At 46.2% G+C, this 15,643-nt stretch carries 14 protein-coding genes; 4 read left to right on the forward strand and 10 right to left on the reverse strand.

Features of this window, described 5'->3' with window-relative positions; genetic code table 11:
- Positions 1 to 9: 9 nt before the first annotated feature.
- From QUA07_RS04440 to QUA07_RS04455, 4 genes are all read right to left on the reverse strand, one after another.
- A complete protein-coding gene (locus QUA07_RS04440) occupies positions 10 to 1,647 on the reverse strand; it encodes a ribulose bisphosphate carboxylase small subunit (protein ID WP_333322913.1) in 1,638 nt (545 codons plus the stop codon).
- 118 nt (positions 1,648 to 1,765) lie between these two features.
- Positions 1,766 to 2,071 (reverse strand): EutN/CcmL family microcompartment protein, encoded by a 306-nt coding sequence (locus QUA07_RS04445; protein ID WP_006635057.1) that lies wholly within the window; start codon positions 2,069 to 2,071, stop codon positions 1,766 to 1,768.
- A gap of 308 nt (positions 2,072 to 2,379) precedes the next feature.
- Entirely contained in the window at positions 2,380 to 2,721 is a 342-nt protein-coding gene (locus tag QUA07_RS04450; protein WP_006635058.1) for a carbon dioxide-concentrating mechanism protein CcmK, read from the reverse strand.
- Between the two features lie 96 nt (positions 2,722 to 2,817).
- Complete coding sequence (locus QUA07_RS04455) at positions 2,818 to 3,129, reverse strand: carbon dioxide-concentrating mechanism protein CcmK (RefSeq protein ID WP_006635059.1); 312 nt, start codon at positions 3,127 to 3,129, stop codon at positions 2,818 to 2,820.
- A 624-nt stretch (positions 3,130 to 3,753) separates the two neighbouring features.
- On the opposite strand from QUA07_RS04455, the gene QUA07_RS04460 reads away from it, so the two are divergent.
- A complete protein-coding gene (locus QUA07_RS04460) occupies positions 3,754 to 5,628 on the forward strand; it encodes an NAD(P)H-quinone oxidoreductase subunit F (RefSeq protein ID WP_333322915.1) in 1,875 nt (624 codons plus the stop codon).
- Positions 5,629 to 5,772: 144 nt separating this feature from the next.
- Here the strand turns inward: QUA07_RS04460 and QUA07_RS04465 are convergent, their stop codons facing one another.
- Positions 5,773 to 6,384 (reverse strand): Uma2 family endonuclease, encoded by a 612-nt coding sequence (locus QUA07_RS04465; protein ID WP_333322917.1) that lies wholly within the window; start codon positions 6,382 to 6,384, stop codon positions 5,773 to 5,775.
- A 128-nt stretch (positions 6,385 to 6,512) separates the two neighbouring features.
- Between QUA07_RS04465 and QUA07_RS04470 the strand changes: the two genes are divergently transcribed.
- Complete coding sequence (locus QUA07_RS04470; RefSeq protein WP_333322919.1) at positions 6,513 to 8,027, forward strand: NADH-quinone oxidoreductase subunit M; 1,515 nt, start codon at positions 6,513 to 6,515, stop codon at positions 8,025 to 8,027.
- Between the two features lie 174 nt (positions 8,028 to 8,201).
- On the forward strand, positions 8,202 to 9,368 hold the full coding sequence (locus QUA07_RS04475) for a CO2 hydration protein (protein ID WP_333322921.1): 1,167 nt from the start codon (positions 8,202 to 8,204) through the stop codon (positions 9,366 to 9,368).
- A gap of 345 nt (positions 9,369 to 9,713) precedes the next feature.
- Here the strand turns inward: QUA07_RS04475 and QUA07_RS04480 are convergent, their stop codons facing one another.
- From QUA07_RS04480 to QUA07_RS29980, 4 genes are all read right to left on the reverse strand, one after another.
- Positions 9,714 to 10,433 (reverse strand): PHP domain-containing protein, encoded by a 720-nt coding sequence (locus tag QUA07_RS04480; protein ID WP_333322923.1) that lies wholly within the window; start codon positions 10,431 to 10,433, stop codon positions 9,714 to 9,716.
- 503 nt (positions 10,434 to 10,936) lie between these two features.
- Positions 10,937 to 13,348 (reverse strand): bifunctional serine/threonine-protein kinase/ABC transporter substrate-binding protein, encoded by a 2,412-nt coding sequence (locus QUA07_RS04485; protein WP_333322925.1) that lies wholly within the window; start codon positions 13,346 to 13,348, stop codon positions 10,937 to 10,939.
- Positions 13,349 to 13,520: 172 nt separating this feature from the next.
- The gene (locus QUA07_RS04490; RefSeq protein ID WP_333085227.1) at positions 13,521 to 14,282 is read right to left on the reverse strand and encodes a ZIP family zinc transporter; all 762 of its coding nucleotides are present in this window, start codon (positions 14,280 to 14,282) and stop codon (positions 13,521 to 13,523) included.
- A 245-nt stretch (positions 14,283 to 14,527) separates the two neighbouring features.
- Positions 14,528 to 14,782 carry a hypothetical protein gene (locus QUA07_RS29980; RefSeq protein ID WP_445305869.1) on the reverse strand — a complete coding sequence of 85 codons (255 nt, stop codon included), beginning with the start codon at positions 14,780 to 14,782 and terminating at the stop codon, positions 14,528 to 14,530.
- Between QUA07_RS29980 and QUA07_RS04495 the strand changes: the two genes are divergently transcribed.
- The gene (locus QUA07_RS04495) at positions 14,739 to 14,879 is read left to right on the forward strand and encodes a hypothetical protein (protein ID WP_333322927.1); all 141 of its coding nucleotides are present in this window, start codon (positions 14,739 to 14,741) and stop codon (positions 14,877 to 14,879) included. The genes QUA07_RS29980 and QUA07_RS04495 overlap by 44 nt on opposite strands.
- Before the next feature lie 5 nt (positions 14,880 to 14,884).
- On the opposite strand, the gene QUA07_RS04500 is transcribed toward QUA07_RS04495, so the two are convergent.
- Entirely contained in the window at positions 14,885 to 15,637 is a 753-nt protein-coding gene (locus QUA07_RS04500; RefSeq protein WP_333322929.1) for a hypothetical protein, read from the reverse strand.
- Positions 15,638 to 15,643: the final 6 nt, after the last annotated feature.

Consider the following 15,643-nt stretch of genomic DNA (forward strand, 5'->3'; position numbering starts at 1 on the left):
CCAGGCAAATTAAGGTCGTTGGATAATTTCTTCGAGTACCCGGCGCTTCGCCTTGGAGTCGATACCCAGCAAACGGACGTACTCGCCACTGTGTTCTTTGAGACAGCTTTCGAGGGCAGAAATCACTTCGGATTCGCGGTTGGATGCGATCGGGGCGCAACTGCTCCAAGAACCGGTGCGGAAGCGGCGCGCGTCGGCGTGTTCCGTGCCAATTTTGTAGCCTTGGGAAAGCAGGTTGCGGATTTGGTCGATCGTCTTGCCTGTCAAACTGCCGCTACTGGCCGAACCAGTCGAAGCTGCTTTGTATCCCGAGGTTGCTGCCGGCTTAGCCGATTGAGCAACTGGGCCGTCGGGACGCTGAATAATTTCTTCAACCACGCGCCGCTTAGCTTTCGGGTCAATCCCGATCAAGCGCACGTATTCGCCCGGGTACTCGTTCATCACAGCTTCCAAAGCGGCGATCGCCTCAGATTCGTTTCTGACTTGCAGCGAAGCCCCGCTTTGCCAAGAACTGGTGCGGAAGCGGCGCGCGTCGGCGTGTTCCGTGCCAATTTTGTAGCCTTGAGCTAGCAAGCCGCGAACCTGAGTCACTGTTTCGGCACTCAATTTTCCGCTTGACACGGAACCGCTATTGTGGTATGAAGCTTGTTGTGCAACTTTACCGTTAGATTGGTGAGTTTTCGCACCGTTAGAACCGTTAGAGCCGTTGTCTCCCGGTCTTTGGACGATTTCTTCTAGTACGCGGCGCTTGGCTTTGGTGTCAATCCCAATCAAGCGGACGTATTCTCCTTGGTGTTCAGCCATGCAAGCTGACAAAGCCGCGATCACTTCTGAGTCACGGGTTGAGGAAATCGGGCCGCAAGTACGCCAAGAACCGGTCCGGAAGCGGCGTGCGTCGGCGTGTTCGGCTCCCACGCTGTATCCTTGAGCTAGTAAATTACGAATGCTATCGGCAAGAGTTGAACTCAATTGGGTGCCGGCATGGGTAGAATATTTGGTTTGAGTCATATTTGGGTTTTTAGTTTGCTCGTTGCGAATTGGTGCTAGACAGGCGATGTTCTCAGCGCAGCGATAACCCGTTCTCAGAGCGTCATTGATGCCGATGACATGGGTCGCAAATTGAATGTCAGAATCTTGAACGTCAGGCAAGCGATCGGCTTGCTTCTGATTAGTGATGATGGCTCCCGAAGGTACGTACTTACCGGGGGGAATCTCCACATCTTTAATTAGTACGTGCATCATGACAATGCAGCCGTTGCCCACTCTGGCATTGAACACCGTGGAGCGAAAGCCGATAAAGCAGTTGTCGCCCACGTAGGCCGGGCCGTGAATTAAACTCATGTGGGTGAGGGAAGTATTTTTCCCCACCCACACAGAATAAGATTTGTCGTCGTCTCCTGTGACTCGGCCTTGTTCTAGGCCGTGAATCACTACTCCGTCTTGAATGTTGCTTCCTTGTCCGATATAAAAAGGAGTACCTTCATCGGCGCGGATAGATGTCCCGGGGGCAATCATCACATTAGAACCGATCTGCACATCCCCAATAATGTTAGAAAAGGAATGTACGAAGGCGGTGTCGTGAATTTTAGGCTCAGCCAAGTTTTTCGACCAAGGCGTCGGGGGAGCCGCAACGTTGCGGACTGCCATAAATTAAGTTCTCCTAAACTGAAAAATCTTTTTGTTAGTTGTTAGTTGTTAGTTGTTAGTTGTTAGTTGTTAGTTGTTAGTTATTTTTCCACTAACTGCTAACTGCTAACGCTTGCAACTAGCCGTACGGGTCGTCTTTTTTACTGTAAATGAGGCGGTTTTCTACATTGACAGTATCTATAATGCCTACTACTAGAGCATCGATCGGACGGTTTTCGCTTCCGGGCGCGATCCGGGCTGCGCTGCCTCGGGTCACTAAAACCCATTCATCTATACCAGCGCCCACACAGTCAGCGGCTACCTCATAGCCGGGAACTGGCGAACCTTCCTCATCGATGAATTGCAGCAGTAGAAATTTCGATCCTCTCAGCGTCGGCTCTTTTTGGGTACTGACAACTGTGCCGAGAACTTTGGCCATTTGCATTTTAGGTAATAGGTAATAGGTAATTGGTAATTGTCATTTTTACAGGGTCACTTGTCTTTTTTTTATTAGTTTTGCTCAGTCCGCTGTCCGCCGTTTAGAGTTATTCGTCTAGTAACTAATGACTCATGACTAATGACTAATGACTAATGACTAATGACTAATGACTCATGACTAATAACCAATATCCCATGCCCACCTCAATTAAAAATTAAAAATGCTAAATCAAAAACATCGCGATTTTTAATTTTTAATTACCAAACGCCCCTAACAGCCGTGAAGCGAAGCTATCCCGTAGGGAATCGCCTATCTTATGATCTGTTGAGAGGGCGAATGCCGCTGACGCCTTCACGGAACTGTTCTACAGCTTCGGTGTAGCGAATCGGCAACACGTACTCTAAGTTTTCGTGAGGGCGGGCGATAATGTGGGTGGACATCACTTGTCCGCCGTTAACGCGCTTCACTGACTCTACTCCGGCTGCGACAGAAGCTTGCACTTCCGAGACATCTCCTCTTACAATGACCGTAACCCGAGCGCTACCGATTTTTTCGTAGCCTACCAAGGTGACGCGGGCTGCTTTGACCATCGCGTCAGCGGCTTCTACCACTGCGGGGAAGCCTAGGGTTTCGATCATGCCAACTGCAATTGCCATTGGTTTTACTCCTGATTGAATATTTGGGGAACTAAACAGTTAATTTTTGACGATCGCACAAATTTTCTTTTAAGAAAACTTTTGTGCGCTAAGAACTTAGTAGCCTCGGAACTGTTCTACTGCTTCTGTATATCGAATCGGCAGAACGTATTCTAGGTTTTCGTGGGGGCGAGCGATGATGTGGGTAGAGACGACTTCTCCGCCGTTCACACGCTTGACGGATTCCACTCCTGCTGCGACTGAGGCTTGGACTTCCGACACGTTGCCGCGCACAATTACGGTGACGCGGGCGCTGCCGATTTTTTCATAACCCACAAGGGTAACGCGGGCAGCTTTGACCATAGCATCGGCAGCTTCCACAACAGCGGGAAAACCTTTTGTCTCAATCATTCCCACGGCAATTGACATTTTTGAATCTCCTTTGAGGATGAGCGAAATTACCGTTACAAATCTTTGAGAAATCTAAAAATTTGGACGGGGAGGCCCACATTTTTTAGTAATGCAGTGTAAAGCTTCCTATCCTATAAGAATAGGGGAAGGTGTCCACCTTGACAATATAAACTAACATCATAATGTTTAATAACAAAAATTAAAATTTTTTATGTTACTTAAAATAATTTAATATTTATTTAATAATCTTAATATTTAGAGGGATAGATACCGAGAGCTAGGGGGGGATTAAAGTAAGTAAGAATACTCATCAAGTAGAGTTCGGTATGCGAAGCCGGAGCTGATCGCTGGCGGGAAACTAGGGGATTTCAAAATGGGGATCGCAGGGAAATCGGCAAAAAAGGCAGTCTTGGCCCATCGGCAGGCATTTTTTTCTTTGACTGCCTCCTCTGCTCAGCCTATAATTTTGTGTTGAGATAATTATCAGTTTTGATGCTTTCATGTATAGTTAATCTGGACTGCAAATTATTTTGCCACAACTATACGATCGGGTTTAGTCAAAGTTTTAGGGCCTCGCGCGATCGCCCGCGACTGTTTTTGTATAAAGGCAGCTCGTAATTTGAAGTTTAAGGGATAAATTAAATGACTCAATTTCTCCTCCAAGCCTGTTGGTGGGTACCTTTATATGGCTTAATAGGCGCAATTTTAACTTTGCCGTGGTCTACCGGCACCATTCGCAGAACAGGGCCAAGACCTGCAGCTTACTTCAACTTGCTGATGACGGTGGTGGCTTTCATACACGGATCAGTTATTTTTACAGCGACTTGGGATCAACCGCCTCAACAGTTGCTCGTGCACTGGGTGCAAGCAGCCGATTTAGATTTGTCTTTTGCAATAGAAATCTCCACCGTCAGCGTCGGAGCAATGGAGTTAGTTAGTGTTCTGAGTTTGCTAGCACAAATTTACGCTCTAGGCTACATGGAAAAAGACTGGGCGCTAGCTCGATTTTTTGGGCTGATGGGTTTTTTTGAAGCTGCAATTAGTGGCATTGCCATTAGCGACTCGCTGCTTCTAACTTACGGTTTGTTGGAAGTGCTGACGCTTTCAACTTATTTGCTAGTCGGGTTTTGGTACGCTCAACCGCTGGTAGTAACGGCCGCTAGAGATGCGTTTTTAACCAAGCGTGTAGGAGACGTGCCACTGCTGATGGGAGTAGTGACGCTTTCAACTTTAGCGGGAAGTTTGAATTTTTCCGATTTGGAAACATGGGCGGAAACAGCAACTTTGTCTCCCCTAGTGGCGACTCTTTTAGGTTTGGCTTTAATCTCCGCACCTACGGCCAAGTGCGCTCAATTTCCCTTCCATTTGTGGCTCGACGAGGCGATGGAAGGGCCCAACCCGGCTTCGATTATGCGGAATACGGTAGTTGTGGGCGCTGGGGCTTATGTTTTGATTAAACTTCAGCCTGTTTTAGCGCTGTCGCCCGTGACGGATGCGGTGCTGGTGGTTTTGGGTGCGGTAACGGCTGTTGGCGCTTCCTTGGTGGCGATCGCCCAAATCGACATCAAAAGAGCACTATCGCATTCTACCAGCGCTTCTATGGGTTTGGTGTTTATCGCCGTGGGGCTAAATCAAGTTGACATTGCTTTGCTGTTGCTGTTCGCCCACTCGATCGCCAAGGGCCTATTATTCATGAGCGTAGGGTCAATTATTACCACAACTAACACTCAAGATTTAACAGAAATGGGTGGGTTGTGGTCGAAGATGCCTGCCACGACTACGGCTTATTTAGTAGGCGCTGCGGGGATGGTAGCGCTGTTGCCTCTGGGCAACTTTTGGGCAATGCGGCGCTGGCTCAACGGTTTTTGGACTGTGCCTTTGTGGCTGGTAGTTGTGTTGCTTTTGGTTAACGGTTTGACAGCGCTAAATTTAACTCGCATATTCGGTTTAGTGTTTGCTGGAAAACCGCAGCCGAAAACTCGCAGAGCTCCCGAAGTTGGTTGGCCGATGGCTTTGCCGATGGTAATTTTGACGGTGATGGGGCTGTTGGTGCCTTGGATGTTGCAGCGGTGGCAACTGTTAATTAGTTGGACTGGGCCTTGGGCGGAAACGGGAGATTTTGATGCTTTAAATTTGCTTTTGAAGACGCTGGATACGCCGCTGTTGTTGTTATCTGGGTTGATTGGCGTTGCGGTTGGGGTGGCGATTTATTGGTACGGGGTATTACCTCGACCGGTACGGCTGCCGGTGCCGGCGGTGCAGGATTTGTTCGCTTACGATTTTTATATCGATCGAGTTTACCGCTTGACTGTCGTTTGGGCGGTGGCTTTTATTTCTAAAATCAGCGCTTGGACTGATAAGTATGTGGTGGATGGGGCGGTGAATTTGTTCGGTTTTGCCACAATTTTCAGCGGCGAAGGGTTGAAGTACAGTGGCACCGGTCAGTCGCAGTTTTATGTGTTGACTATTGTGGGGGGGGTTGCAGTGTTGCTGGCGTTGATTATTTGGCAGTTTTAAACCGCAGAGGTTGGCAGATGAATTTTTCGGGGTTTGTCTGCTTTTTGTCTGATGTTATTTAATTTTAAACCGCAGATGAGGGCGGATGAACGCAGATGAACGCAGATGATTTTATTCTGGGTTTGTCTGCTTTTTTATCTAATTTTATTCAAACTCGATCGGCCACAATTCTGTCACCGCAACTTCCCAACCGGGCAAAAGTTCGGGAATTGAAATCATGTCGCCGTCTCTCAATACCACTAACTCTGCTTTCGGAGTGTAAATTGTTACTGTACGCTTGTCTGGGTCGATTAATATTCCTACTTTTGCTCCGAGTTCGATAAATGATAAAATTTTTTCTCGCAGGGGTTTGAGGCGATCGGACTGAGATTTGATTTCTACAACTAAGTCGGGAACAAGTTCGGCAAAATACCTTTTACTTTGTTTGAGGCGATCGGCTACCACAAACGAAACATCGGGTGCTGTAAGATTTGAATTGGGGAGAATAAACCCGCCGCTGGACTCAAACACTCGTCCGAGTTTGCGGGGTTTGACCCAGTTACGCAAAAGACTGCCAAACTCAAGTCCAATTTCGCTCGATACAATGTCTGATGGGCCCATAACGATAATCTTCCCGTCTACCAGTTCTAATTGGTAGTCGAGATGTGCTTCCGAGAGTATACTTTGCAGTTGTTCCAAGTCGGCAACGGTGAGGCGGGTGGAAGGAGAACCGGATTTAATTTGCAAATCTTCTGGCTCTGTAAGACTTGAGGTCATAGGAGGATTCCAGAGACATTTGAATCTATGTTAACAAGAAAATCAGCCGATCGCTTTTTTATTCAGTTGCTTTGCGTTAATGTTAAATATAGCTCTAAATACTGTGTAACAAAGGAAAGTTTTAATTGATGCTCAGTGCTTTAATCTGGATACCAATGTTGGCTGCCGCCCTGATTGGGCTCTGGCCCGGTTCAGTGAGTTCTAAAATAGTTCGGAATGTCGCGATCGCCATTGCGGGTATAGCTTTTATTCTATCGGTGATTTTGGCAATTCAGTTTGATGCCAGTACCAGTCAGTTGCAGTTTGGGGAATTCATTCCTTGGATAGATGTTTTGGGATTGAATTACAATCTCGGTGTTGATGGTTTGGCTCTGCCTTTGGTAATTTTAAATACTCTGCTGACAGGGGTAGCTATTTACGCTACGGATGAGTCGATCCGCAGACCTCGACTTTATTATTCTTTGATTCTGTTAATTACTGGCGGCGTAACAGGGGCTTTTTTATCTCAAAATTTGCTGCTATTTTTCCTGTTTTTTGAGGTAGAATTGATTCCGCTTTACCTGTTAATTGCGATTTGGGGAGGCGAGCGCCGGGGTTACGCCGCTACTAAGTTTTTAATCTATACTGCATTTTCGGGAATTGTGCTGCTGGCTGCTTTCTTGGGCACTGGTTGGCTTAGCGGTGCTTCGAGTTTCGATATGGTTGGTGCCGCGGGCGCATCGCATTTGCAAGGAGGATTGCCCTTGCCTTTGGTAAGGCAAATTGTTTTGCTGGCAGGGGTGTTGCTGGCTTTTGGAATTAAGATGCCTTTGGTGCCTTTTCATACTTGGCTGCCGGATGCTCACGTAGAAGCTTCGACGCCGGTTTCGGTGCTGCTGGCGGGGGTGCTTTTGAAGCTGGGAACTTATGGGATGCTGCGCTTTGGTTTAGGTTTGTTTCCAGATGCGTGGGCGGTGGCGGCGCCGACTTTGGCGAGTTGGGCGGTGGTGAGTGTGCTTTACGGGGCGAGTTGCGCGATCGCCCAAAAAGATATGAAAAAAATTGTAGCTTATAGTTCGATCGCTCACATGGGCTACATTTTGTTAGCTAGCGCCGCAGCTACTCCGATTAGTCTGCTGGGAACTGTTTTACAAATGGTTAGCCACGGTTTAATTTCGGCGCTACTATTCTTAACCGTCGGCATTGTTTACAAAAAATCCGGCACCCGCAACATCGATGTGCTCAAAGGTTTGTTTAATCCCGATCGCGGTTTGCCGATGATTGGCAGTTTAATGATCCTCGGCGTGATGGCAAGTGCCGGCATTCCGGGTTTGGCTGGATTTATTGCTGAATTTTTGATATTTCGGGGCAGTTTGCCAGTGTTTCCGGTGCAAACTTTGCTCTGCATGATCGGCACTGGTTTAACTTCAGTTTACTTTTTAATTATGGTCAACCGCGCCTTTTTCGGCCGCCTTTCGGATGTGGTGGTAAATTTGCCGCAAGTCCGCTGGCGCGATCGCATCCCTTCGCTGGTTTTAGCAATAATTATTGCAATCATGGGAGTGCAGCCGGGAGTTTTAGTTGCTTTGAGCGAAAAAACTGCGATCGGAATGGTAGCTAATGTGCCACCCCAAGTTAAAGTGATTGCTCAAAACTTGAAATAAAATATGACCTAGGTTCGTAGCATCGGACTTTAGTCCTATGGCAGTTTTCAATCCCATGAAATACAGCAGACGGCTGTAGGGACACGGCACTGCCGTGTCCCTAGCTATTCCATTCATCAGTGTATCCGTGTTCAAATCCGTGTCGTGCCTTCCTTCAGTTAAGGTTAAATAAAAATGAAAAGTACCGTATTAAAACCCTCTTCCCATCCCCTAGCCGCATACATTGACCTCTTAGAATCAGGCAAAGCTTTACTGCCTGAGTCTACGGAAAATGTGGTTGAAGTTGTCGGCGTGCTGAAAAGTTATGCTATTGTTTTAGATGCCTATTCTCGCAATCTCAACTATATTGCAGAAGAACAGTTTTTAGTGCTCTTCCCATTTTTTAAATATTTCAACGGAGATGTGAATCTGCCCAAATTAATGCGCTATTTGTGGCACGATCGCATTAATTTTGAGTATGCTGAGTATGTTATGAAAACTATGCTGTGGCACGGCGGCGGGGGTTTTGACAGTTATTTGGATTCCCCGGAATTTAGCAGTTTGGTCGAAAAGGCGATCGCGGCTAAACTGAAAGGCAATTTTTTCATGCAGGGACTCAACAAAGCATTTCCTGATTTTTTGCCGGAACAAGTGCGGATGCTGGCTTACTACACCGGTCTCGGTCAGTTTTGGCGGGTCATGAGCGATTTGTTTATTGATTTGTCCGATTGCTACGAAGCCGGTAAAATTAAGTCGATCGCAGACGTAGTTGATTTTATCTTAGCAGGTTTGGTTAGCGCCGCTAATTTGCCAATTACCTACAGCGTCAAGATTGGCGGTCAAGTCTACGATATCATTCCGGCCTCGGCTAACTTGACATTTTTACCAGATGTAGCAGTGCCTTATGTAGAATCAATTTTCTTTCGGGGAACAGCTTTTTTTGGCACAGTTTCCTACAACGCTCAAGCTCATCAAATCCCGGAAGAACAAAGAGAATTTGCCTACGGGGCTTTGTTTGCTGACCCTTTACCTATTGGAGGTGCAGGGATTCCGCCAACTCAATTGATGCAAGATATGCGTCATTATTTGCCGGAGTATTTGCACGAAGTTTATCGCACTAGCTGTCGGGGTGAAGACGATGTGCGGGTGCAAATTTGCCAAAGTTTTCAGAAGTCGATGTTTTGCGTGACGACGGCGACTATTTTGGGTTTAGCACCTCATCCCATGAATACCTCAGATCCAGAGGAAAAAAAGGCTAATCGAGCTTATTTGGAAGGTTGGATGGATCGATTTGGGAATTCTCGGTTGGATTGGGCAAATCAGCCAACTAACCGGGCTTGTCAGTTGTTCCCCGAACGGTAGAAGGGCGACTGGTTTTTAGGGCGCAATGTCTCTCGGAGTTGCAACAATATTACCTGGTTTGGCAATTGCTTACTTTTGGATACCGAAAGATCATCCGGGCGATCGCAATTATCTCACGTCCCGTAAAATAGCCGTTATCAGGCAAGTAGTGAAAACTTCAGTCCACAGAGTTTTATGAGGACTGAAGTCCTCAGTACCAAACAATTTTATAGTCATTTTATCGGACTTAATATGACCTGATAAATTGTTTGTTTTCGGTTCATTGTGATTGCTTTCATCATAGGTATATCCGCTAACGCTTAGACTGGTAATGACCGGATAAAGCACTTCTTATTTCCCAACTATCTAAATTCGGACGAGAAGACTCAGGCCGTGAGAGTCCGTGCCACAAGTTCCCAGCAAACCATAAGTTTCTGCTAATTCTTTGACTAAAGCAGTTTGTTTGGGACTCGGTTTCCAAGGATTGGGATTACCGTAAGCATAGTAAATTTCTACACCGTCAATGCCGAAACGGGCTGCTTCTGGGATTAGTTTATCTGCAGTCGATCGATACCTGCAAGGATGTGCGAGAACTGCTAAACCTCCTGCTTCATGAATAGCTTCAATTACCCTAGCTGCTGAATAACAATAAGTGCCTTCTGTACTTTTACCTCGTAGGTATGGTTGGAGACTGGGATGTTGCGGATCAAAGGCGTAACCGAGAATGTGTACCTCATTGTTGAGCAATTCGGCATTAATTTCAGCGCCTGTCCAGAGACTAGGTGCTTCGCTATTTTTGTCGGGATGGTTTAATTTCCAATTATCCAGCCAAATTTGAGCTTTAACGTAGCCTTGGGTGCTGTGGTGGTCGGTGATAGCTAAGCCTTTGAGACCTCCGGCTATGGCTTGTTCCATCAATTTCTCTGGCTGCAATCGCCCGTCGGAGTAGACTGTGTGCATATGAAAATTATAGGAACCCGGACAGCTATCGGCATCAATTGTCTGAAAGACTTGTTTGAGTGCTGAGATATTCTGGGCTTCTGGTTTGAGACTAGAACTTGTTGGGGCAGCGAGATTGACAGCCATAAGCGTTATTATAAAAAAAACTAACCTTGTTTAATATATCTAATAAATTGATATGTTGCACCTGTGGCAATAGTCTGCTGTGGGATTGAAATATCTGGCGGATTGTTGCGTTCGGCACAAAATATCAATTCACTCGCACATCTTGCACAATTCTTTATCCAGAATTTTATTGTCGGGTGGGGGCGGGTTTATGAGATTATTGATTTTAGGCAATTTATAGTTGGTAAAACTCGCCTCTACAGGTTTGGGGAGAATGCCGCAAGATATCAATTTACTCGCACGTATTGCATCATTCTCAGCAACAGGCTTTCGGGCCTGTTCCACAAAGAGTAAATTTTATTGTGGAGTGGGCATCCTGCCCACGCTTAAAAGGTTTGTGGAAAATGCCACAAGATATAGCAATCCTCGCATCATTTGTGATTTTCTTACTCCCTCCCCTTGATAAGGGGAGGGTTGGGGTGGGGTAAAAAGTTTACATCTCCTGCAAGGATTGCTATATCAATTCAATCGCACTTTAAACCTGCGGCTGCGGCTGTGGAAAATTCGATCGGCACAAATGTAACTCCAAACTGTTCTCTAGAACACGGTACAATATGCGCCACTCGTTTAGGAGGGTTTTTCCGATTTCCAGTCTTCGAGTCAAACTCAATTATACCGGAGGCTCCTTCGGCTTTAAAGTTGGGATCGGCTAAGGTTTTTTGCATTCCTTCGCGGCTAGGTTCTGGCTGCATTTCGAGGGCTTTAATCAGCGTCCGGGCGGCATCGTAGGTTAAAGCCGATCGAGTATTGACCGGGCCTCCCCACAATTTTTCAGCGTTTTGCGGAAATTTTTTGTCAAAACTTATTAACGGATGCCAAAACACAGATATGCCCAGTTTTTCAACAGACTTTAGCTCTTTTGCTACCTCTAACGTTCTCGGCTCGTACAGAGTCCAGGGCCCGACAATCCAATTGCGATCGCCATTAGCTTTAATCATTGCGATCGCATTTTCCAGGGAATTAGTGACTTGACCGTCGGGAATGACAAGTAAGGCTGTTTTTCCGGCTTTCTCAACTTCTTTGATTGCTGCTTCGGCGTCTAAATTATTTTTAGATAAATCGTAATAATTCCTAATTCTAAAAGTCGAGCCTCCTTTGGCTTCAAATTGCTCTTTAAATTCTTCCCACAAAGAAGCGCTAAACGGACTGTTGGGATTGTAAAATACTGCGGCTTTTTTCTCACCGACCAAGAGCAGTTGATTTACTAAAGCTTCAGCTTCTATGCTAGTTGTAGGAGCCGTCCGAAAGAAAAATTTTCGAGGTTTTCTCGTCAGTTCTTCTGTTGTGCTTCCTGGAGAAATGGCGATTAGTTGATTTCGATTGTAAATATCTACGGTTTCTACAGTCATGTCGCTGGTGTAGTGGCCGATAACTGCTAGAATATCGGGCTGAGCGACCAGATAATTAGCCCTTTGAACCGCGTAGGATTTGATATTGCCATCATCAGCAATGATGACTTTGAGACCTTTTCCTTTAATAGCTTTTGGTTGGAGAAAGCCTTGACCGGGAAAATTTTTATTGTTCTCATTTGCAGCCAGAAGACCTAAATTAACTTCGGTTTGAGCTTGAGCAATGCCACGAAGCAGTTCTTCTGCTAAATTTGCGTTGAGGATGCTGCCGTCCTGATTTCTGCGAATGGGAACAACAATTGCGATCGTGTAATATTCTGCATTTATTGCCTTCAGCAGAGCATTGTTGATGTAAATTAAAGTTTCTGGATCTCTGCGGTCTTCCCGCCAGGACTGTTTAAGTAATTTTAAAGCTTCGGGATAATTAGAGTCGGCAAACTCATTTATTCCCCTTTGTTTTGACCACAGGGCGGAGGTTTGCACTAAGAGTTTTTCGCCGGAACTTACACCATCGGCGGAGGGTGTCAGCAACGTTAGTTGCGGGGAAATTCTGGGGATTAGCGGGAAAATTCTGGGGATTAAAAGTACGATCGCCCCAAAAGCCGCAATTCCCGCAACGCCTAACAGCAGCCAGCGAAAGCGCGATCGCAACTTCCGCGAAGTTTTGGGTAATTGGGGCCCTGGGACGATCAAATTCAAGTCTTGCAAAACTTCCTCAACAGACTGGTAGCGGTCTTGGAAGTGGAAGCGCACCATTTTGGTTAAAATATTTGTTAGACCATCGCTAACTGGTTCCGATGTTAAATAATCCCAGATAATTTCGCAATTTTCGGGGTCTTGTGGCAGATTGGTGGGACGCCGCCCGGTGAGGGATTGAATCGCGATAATTCCTACTGCATAAATATCATTGTAGGGTTGCGGGACAGACTGCGGATTGTATTGTTCGGCAGGCATATAACCCCTGGTGCCGATCGCCTGCGATGTGAATATTTCACCAGTAGAGTTAGCGGTAAAAGTGCCGATTTCTTTGACCGCCCCAAAATCAATTAAAACAATTGTTTGATCGGTTTTGCGCCGAATTAAGTTAGAAGGTGTAATATCGCGGTGAATAATATTTTCTTGGTGGACTGATTTTAGTGTTTCCAGAACTTCCCGCAACAAAGCAACAGTTTGTTGCTCATTCCACCGATCGCCCGCAGTGAGTTCTTGACTAAGCGGATGTCCTTCAATATATTCTTGAACCAAGTAAAAATAATCGTTTTCTTCAAAGCTATCGAATAATTCGGGAATGCGCGAGTTTTTGCCGAGACGGCGCAAAGCGCTAGCCTCTCTTTCAAATCGCTTCCTTGCCCTCTCCAAGACGCGCGGATCGTTCGATAGGGGAAAAGGAATTTCCTTAACAACGCACAGAGGATTATTAGGTTTGTTTATTTGTACAGCCGTGTAGGTTCTAGCAAACCCTCCCTCTCCCAACAAAGCGAGAATTTCGTACCTTTCATGTAGGATATGCCCTAAGTTGACACACATAAATCTTCCAACACCTCTTGACAGGCTGCGGCCTTTAATGTTGATTATAAGCTTTTTTGTTGCCCAATACAGCTTGGCAACATATCAAATTCATCTGTGTCTATATCAAAAATACTATAACTCTCAGCAATTGGCAATTCTACATTAGTGAGGAGCGATCGCTAATTATCAATTATCTTTCTGCTAACTTGCTGAGTACAAAAGCAGCTAAAAATCCGCAGACAGTAATTAGTCCGGCAAAATCGTGAGTTTCCTCGAATGCTTCGGGAATCATAGTATCTGAGATCATTGCTAAAATACCCCCTGCTGCTACGGCGGTAGTAGCGGCTATTACTTCTGCAGAAAAGCCGCTGAAAACCGTATATCCTAACAATGCTGCGATACCGGAAATAACTGCGATCGCACCCCAAACTCCAAAAATGTAACCCATCGATCTCCCTGCTTTTTTCATACCGGCGGCGCTGGAGAGCCCTTCGGGAATGTTGGAGAGAAAAATTGCCGCTACTGTCACCCAACTGACAGCGCCTCCAGAAATCATGCTGACGCCAACGACGATCGACTCCGGTATCCCGTCTAACAGCGCGCCGAGGGCGATGGCTAATCCGCCATCGCCTGACTCTGTTTTAGCTGGGTGCAAAGCGCCCGATCGCTTGCGGTGTTTTGCTCCCTGTTGACTCAAAAACCAATTGGCGGCTGTGTAGACAGCAGCGCCACCCAAAAAGCCGATCGCCGTCGAGTCGAAACCGCCGCGCTTGTAAGCTTCATCCATCAGTTCAAAGGATAGCGCTGAAATCAGCACACCAGCGCCAAAAGCCATAATTGTCGCGATCGCGCGCTGGGGAATGCTGACAAAGTAACCCACCGCCGCTCCCAGTAGCAGCGCCGAACCCCCCAGTAAACCCCAAAATCCTGCCTGCAACCACACTGGAAACATCAGCTCTACCTCAAAGGAAAATTTTTTATGCGCGCCTAAAAATTAATTATATATAGGACTTACGGATGAGCGCCATAAACCGGGTTTTTTACCTAATCTGCTAAGTACATTCCTCATAGTTATAGTCGCTAGTGTTCCCCTCAACATTAACTTTTTTACCCCTGGATGCGATTGACTGGAAACCAGCGATAGCCCCAGGCTTCTAACGGAAGAGAGGGCTATTTTTTTTAACTAGCATTATTCAATCAATAATAACGATATTTGCTCCTGATCGCCGTCTCCGCTGACGGATATCCTGGCCAAAAAATTAGATAAGTAAACCAACCAATCTTTGCTGCAATCATGTGAGAAACCACCCGGCTTTTGACTTCGTTTGTGCTGTGTTGGATGTCTAGATAAATCAATAATGAACTGGCAGCAAGGGATGCGAATAATAAACCTCGAGCGCTGAGAAATTTGACTAAAGTTAAGACTGTTAATACCGTCGCAGTTGGTAGCAGCGATCGGAAAAATTATCCCGGTAATTTTAAGCGTCGTCTGACAGAAGGATTGGCTCGTTCTAGTGGTTTTAAGCTCGAACGTTTGGGCTGCCTTTGATTCCTCTACAAAGCCAATAAAAGAGCGGTGTAAATTCCAGCACCAAGGACAAATGCCCAAAACCGACTTTCTCGTTCTTCTGGCAATTCTTCTTTGAGGACGTTGAGAACAATTCCTCCGGCTAAAAAAGCAAATAAAACTGCGATCGCAGTTTTTCCAATTTCAGTAGCGCTCCCCAACACCCACCCCACAATAATAGCTGCTGCTAGTATCCAGCGTCCGATGCGGTCATAAATATGCTTGTGATGTTGCCGCAAACCAGAGTCGTTCACTGCAAAGTGCAGGGCCATTGCACAAGAAAACAACAGCAGATTGGTAAGGCCCGGTTCTTCCCGATGCAGCAGCAGATAGCCAATCAGAGCGTTGTAAATTGAAAAAGAGGCAATGTGTAACCAAAAAACACCAAGACTGGTCACATCCTCTTCGCCCCGCTGACGAGATAAATTTGCAATTCGCTCCAAGCCATAAAATACAGTCAATCCTAACAAAGCTATTAAATAAACGTGGTGTTCTAGATAGGAAATAACTCCTGCTTCTACTTGCTCTAATACCACTTGGTGCAGATTTAATTCCGGTAAAATATGCACAAAAACATAAGCTACCGAAACCCCACTTGCTGCTGAAAGCCAGCCACTGCGAGGAATAGAAGCAAACCGCAACTTGCCGCAAAATAAATGTGTCAGCGCTAAACCAATGGCAATCAGCGCGGTTAAAGCTAAAGTATTAGGAGCCGATCGCAAAGCTGCTGTTATTACCATAACTCT

Source organism: Microcoleus sp. T3_A4, from assembly GCF_036700465.1.
Lineage (GTDB): Bacteria > Cyanobacteriota > Cyanobacteriia > Cyanobacteriales > Microcoleaceae > Microcoleus.

Bases quoted from the DNA above. Each gene is read 5' to 3' on its own strand.
- QUA07_RS04440 (WP_333322913.1), bottom strand. From the start codon at position 1,647: ATGGCAGTCCGCAACGTTGCGGCTCCCCCGACGCCTTGGTCGAAAAAC.
- QUA07_RS04445 (WP_006635057.1), bottom strand. From the start codon at position 2,071: ATGCAAATGGCCAAAGTTCTCGGCACAGTTGTCAGTACCCAAAAAGAG.
- QUA07_RS04450 (WP_006635058.1), bottom strand. From the start codon at position 2,721: ATGGCAATTGCAGTTGGCATGATCGAAACCCTAGGCTTCCCCGCAGTG.
- QUA07_RS04455 (WP_006635059.1), bottom strand. From the start codon at position 3,129: ATGTCAATTGCCGTGGGAATGATTGAGACAAAAGGTTTTCCCGCTGTT.
- QUA07_RS04460 (WP_333322915.1), top strand. From the start codon at position 3,754: ATGACTCAATTTCTCCTCCAAGCCTGTTGGTGGGTACCTTTATATGGC.
- QUA07_RS04465 (WP_333322917.1), bottom strand. From the start codon at position 6,384: ATGACCTCAAGTCTTACAGAGCCAGAAGATTTGCAAATTAAATCCGGT.
- QUA07_RS04470 (WP_333322919.1), top strand. From the start codon at position 6,513: ATGCTCAGTGCTTTAATCTGGATACCAATGTTGGCTGCCGCCCTGATT.
- QUA07_RS04475 (WP_333322921.1), top strand. From the start codon at position 8,202: ATGAAAAGTACCGTATTAAAACCCTCTTCCCATCCCCTAGCCGCATAC.
- QUA07_RS04480 (WP_333322923.1), bottom strand. From the start codon at position 10,433: ATGGCTGTCAATCTCGCTGCCCCAACAAGTTCTAGTCTCAAACCAGAA.
- QUA07_RS04485 (WP_333322925.1), bottom strand. From the start codon at position 13,348: ATGTGTGTCAACTTAGGGCATATCCTACATGAAAGGTACGAAATTCTC.
- QUA07_RS04490 (WP_333085227.1), bottom strand. From the start codon at position 14,282: ATGTTTCCAGTGTGGTTGCAGGCAGGATTTTGGGGTTTACTGGGGGGT.
- QUA07_RS04500 (WP_333322929.1), bottom strand. From the start codon at position 15,637: ATGGTAATAACAGCAGCTTTGCGATCGGCTCCTAATACTTTAGCTTTA.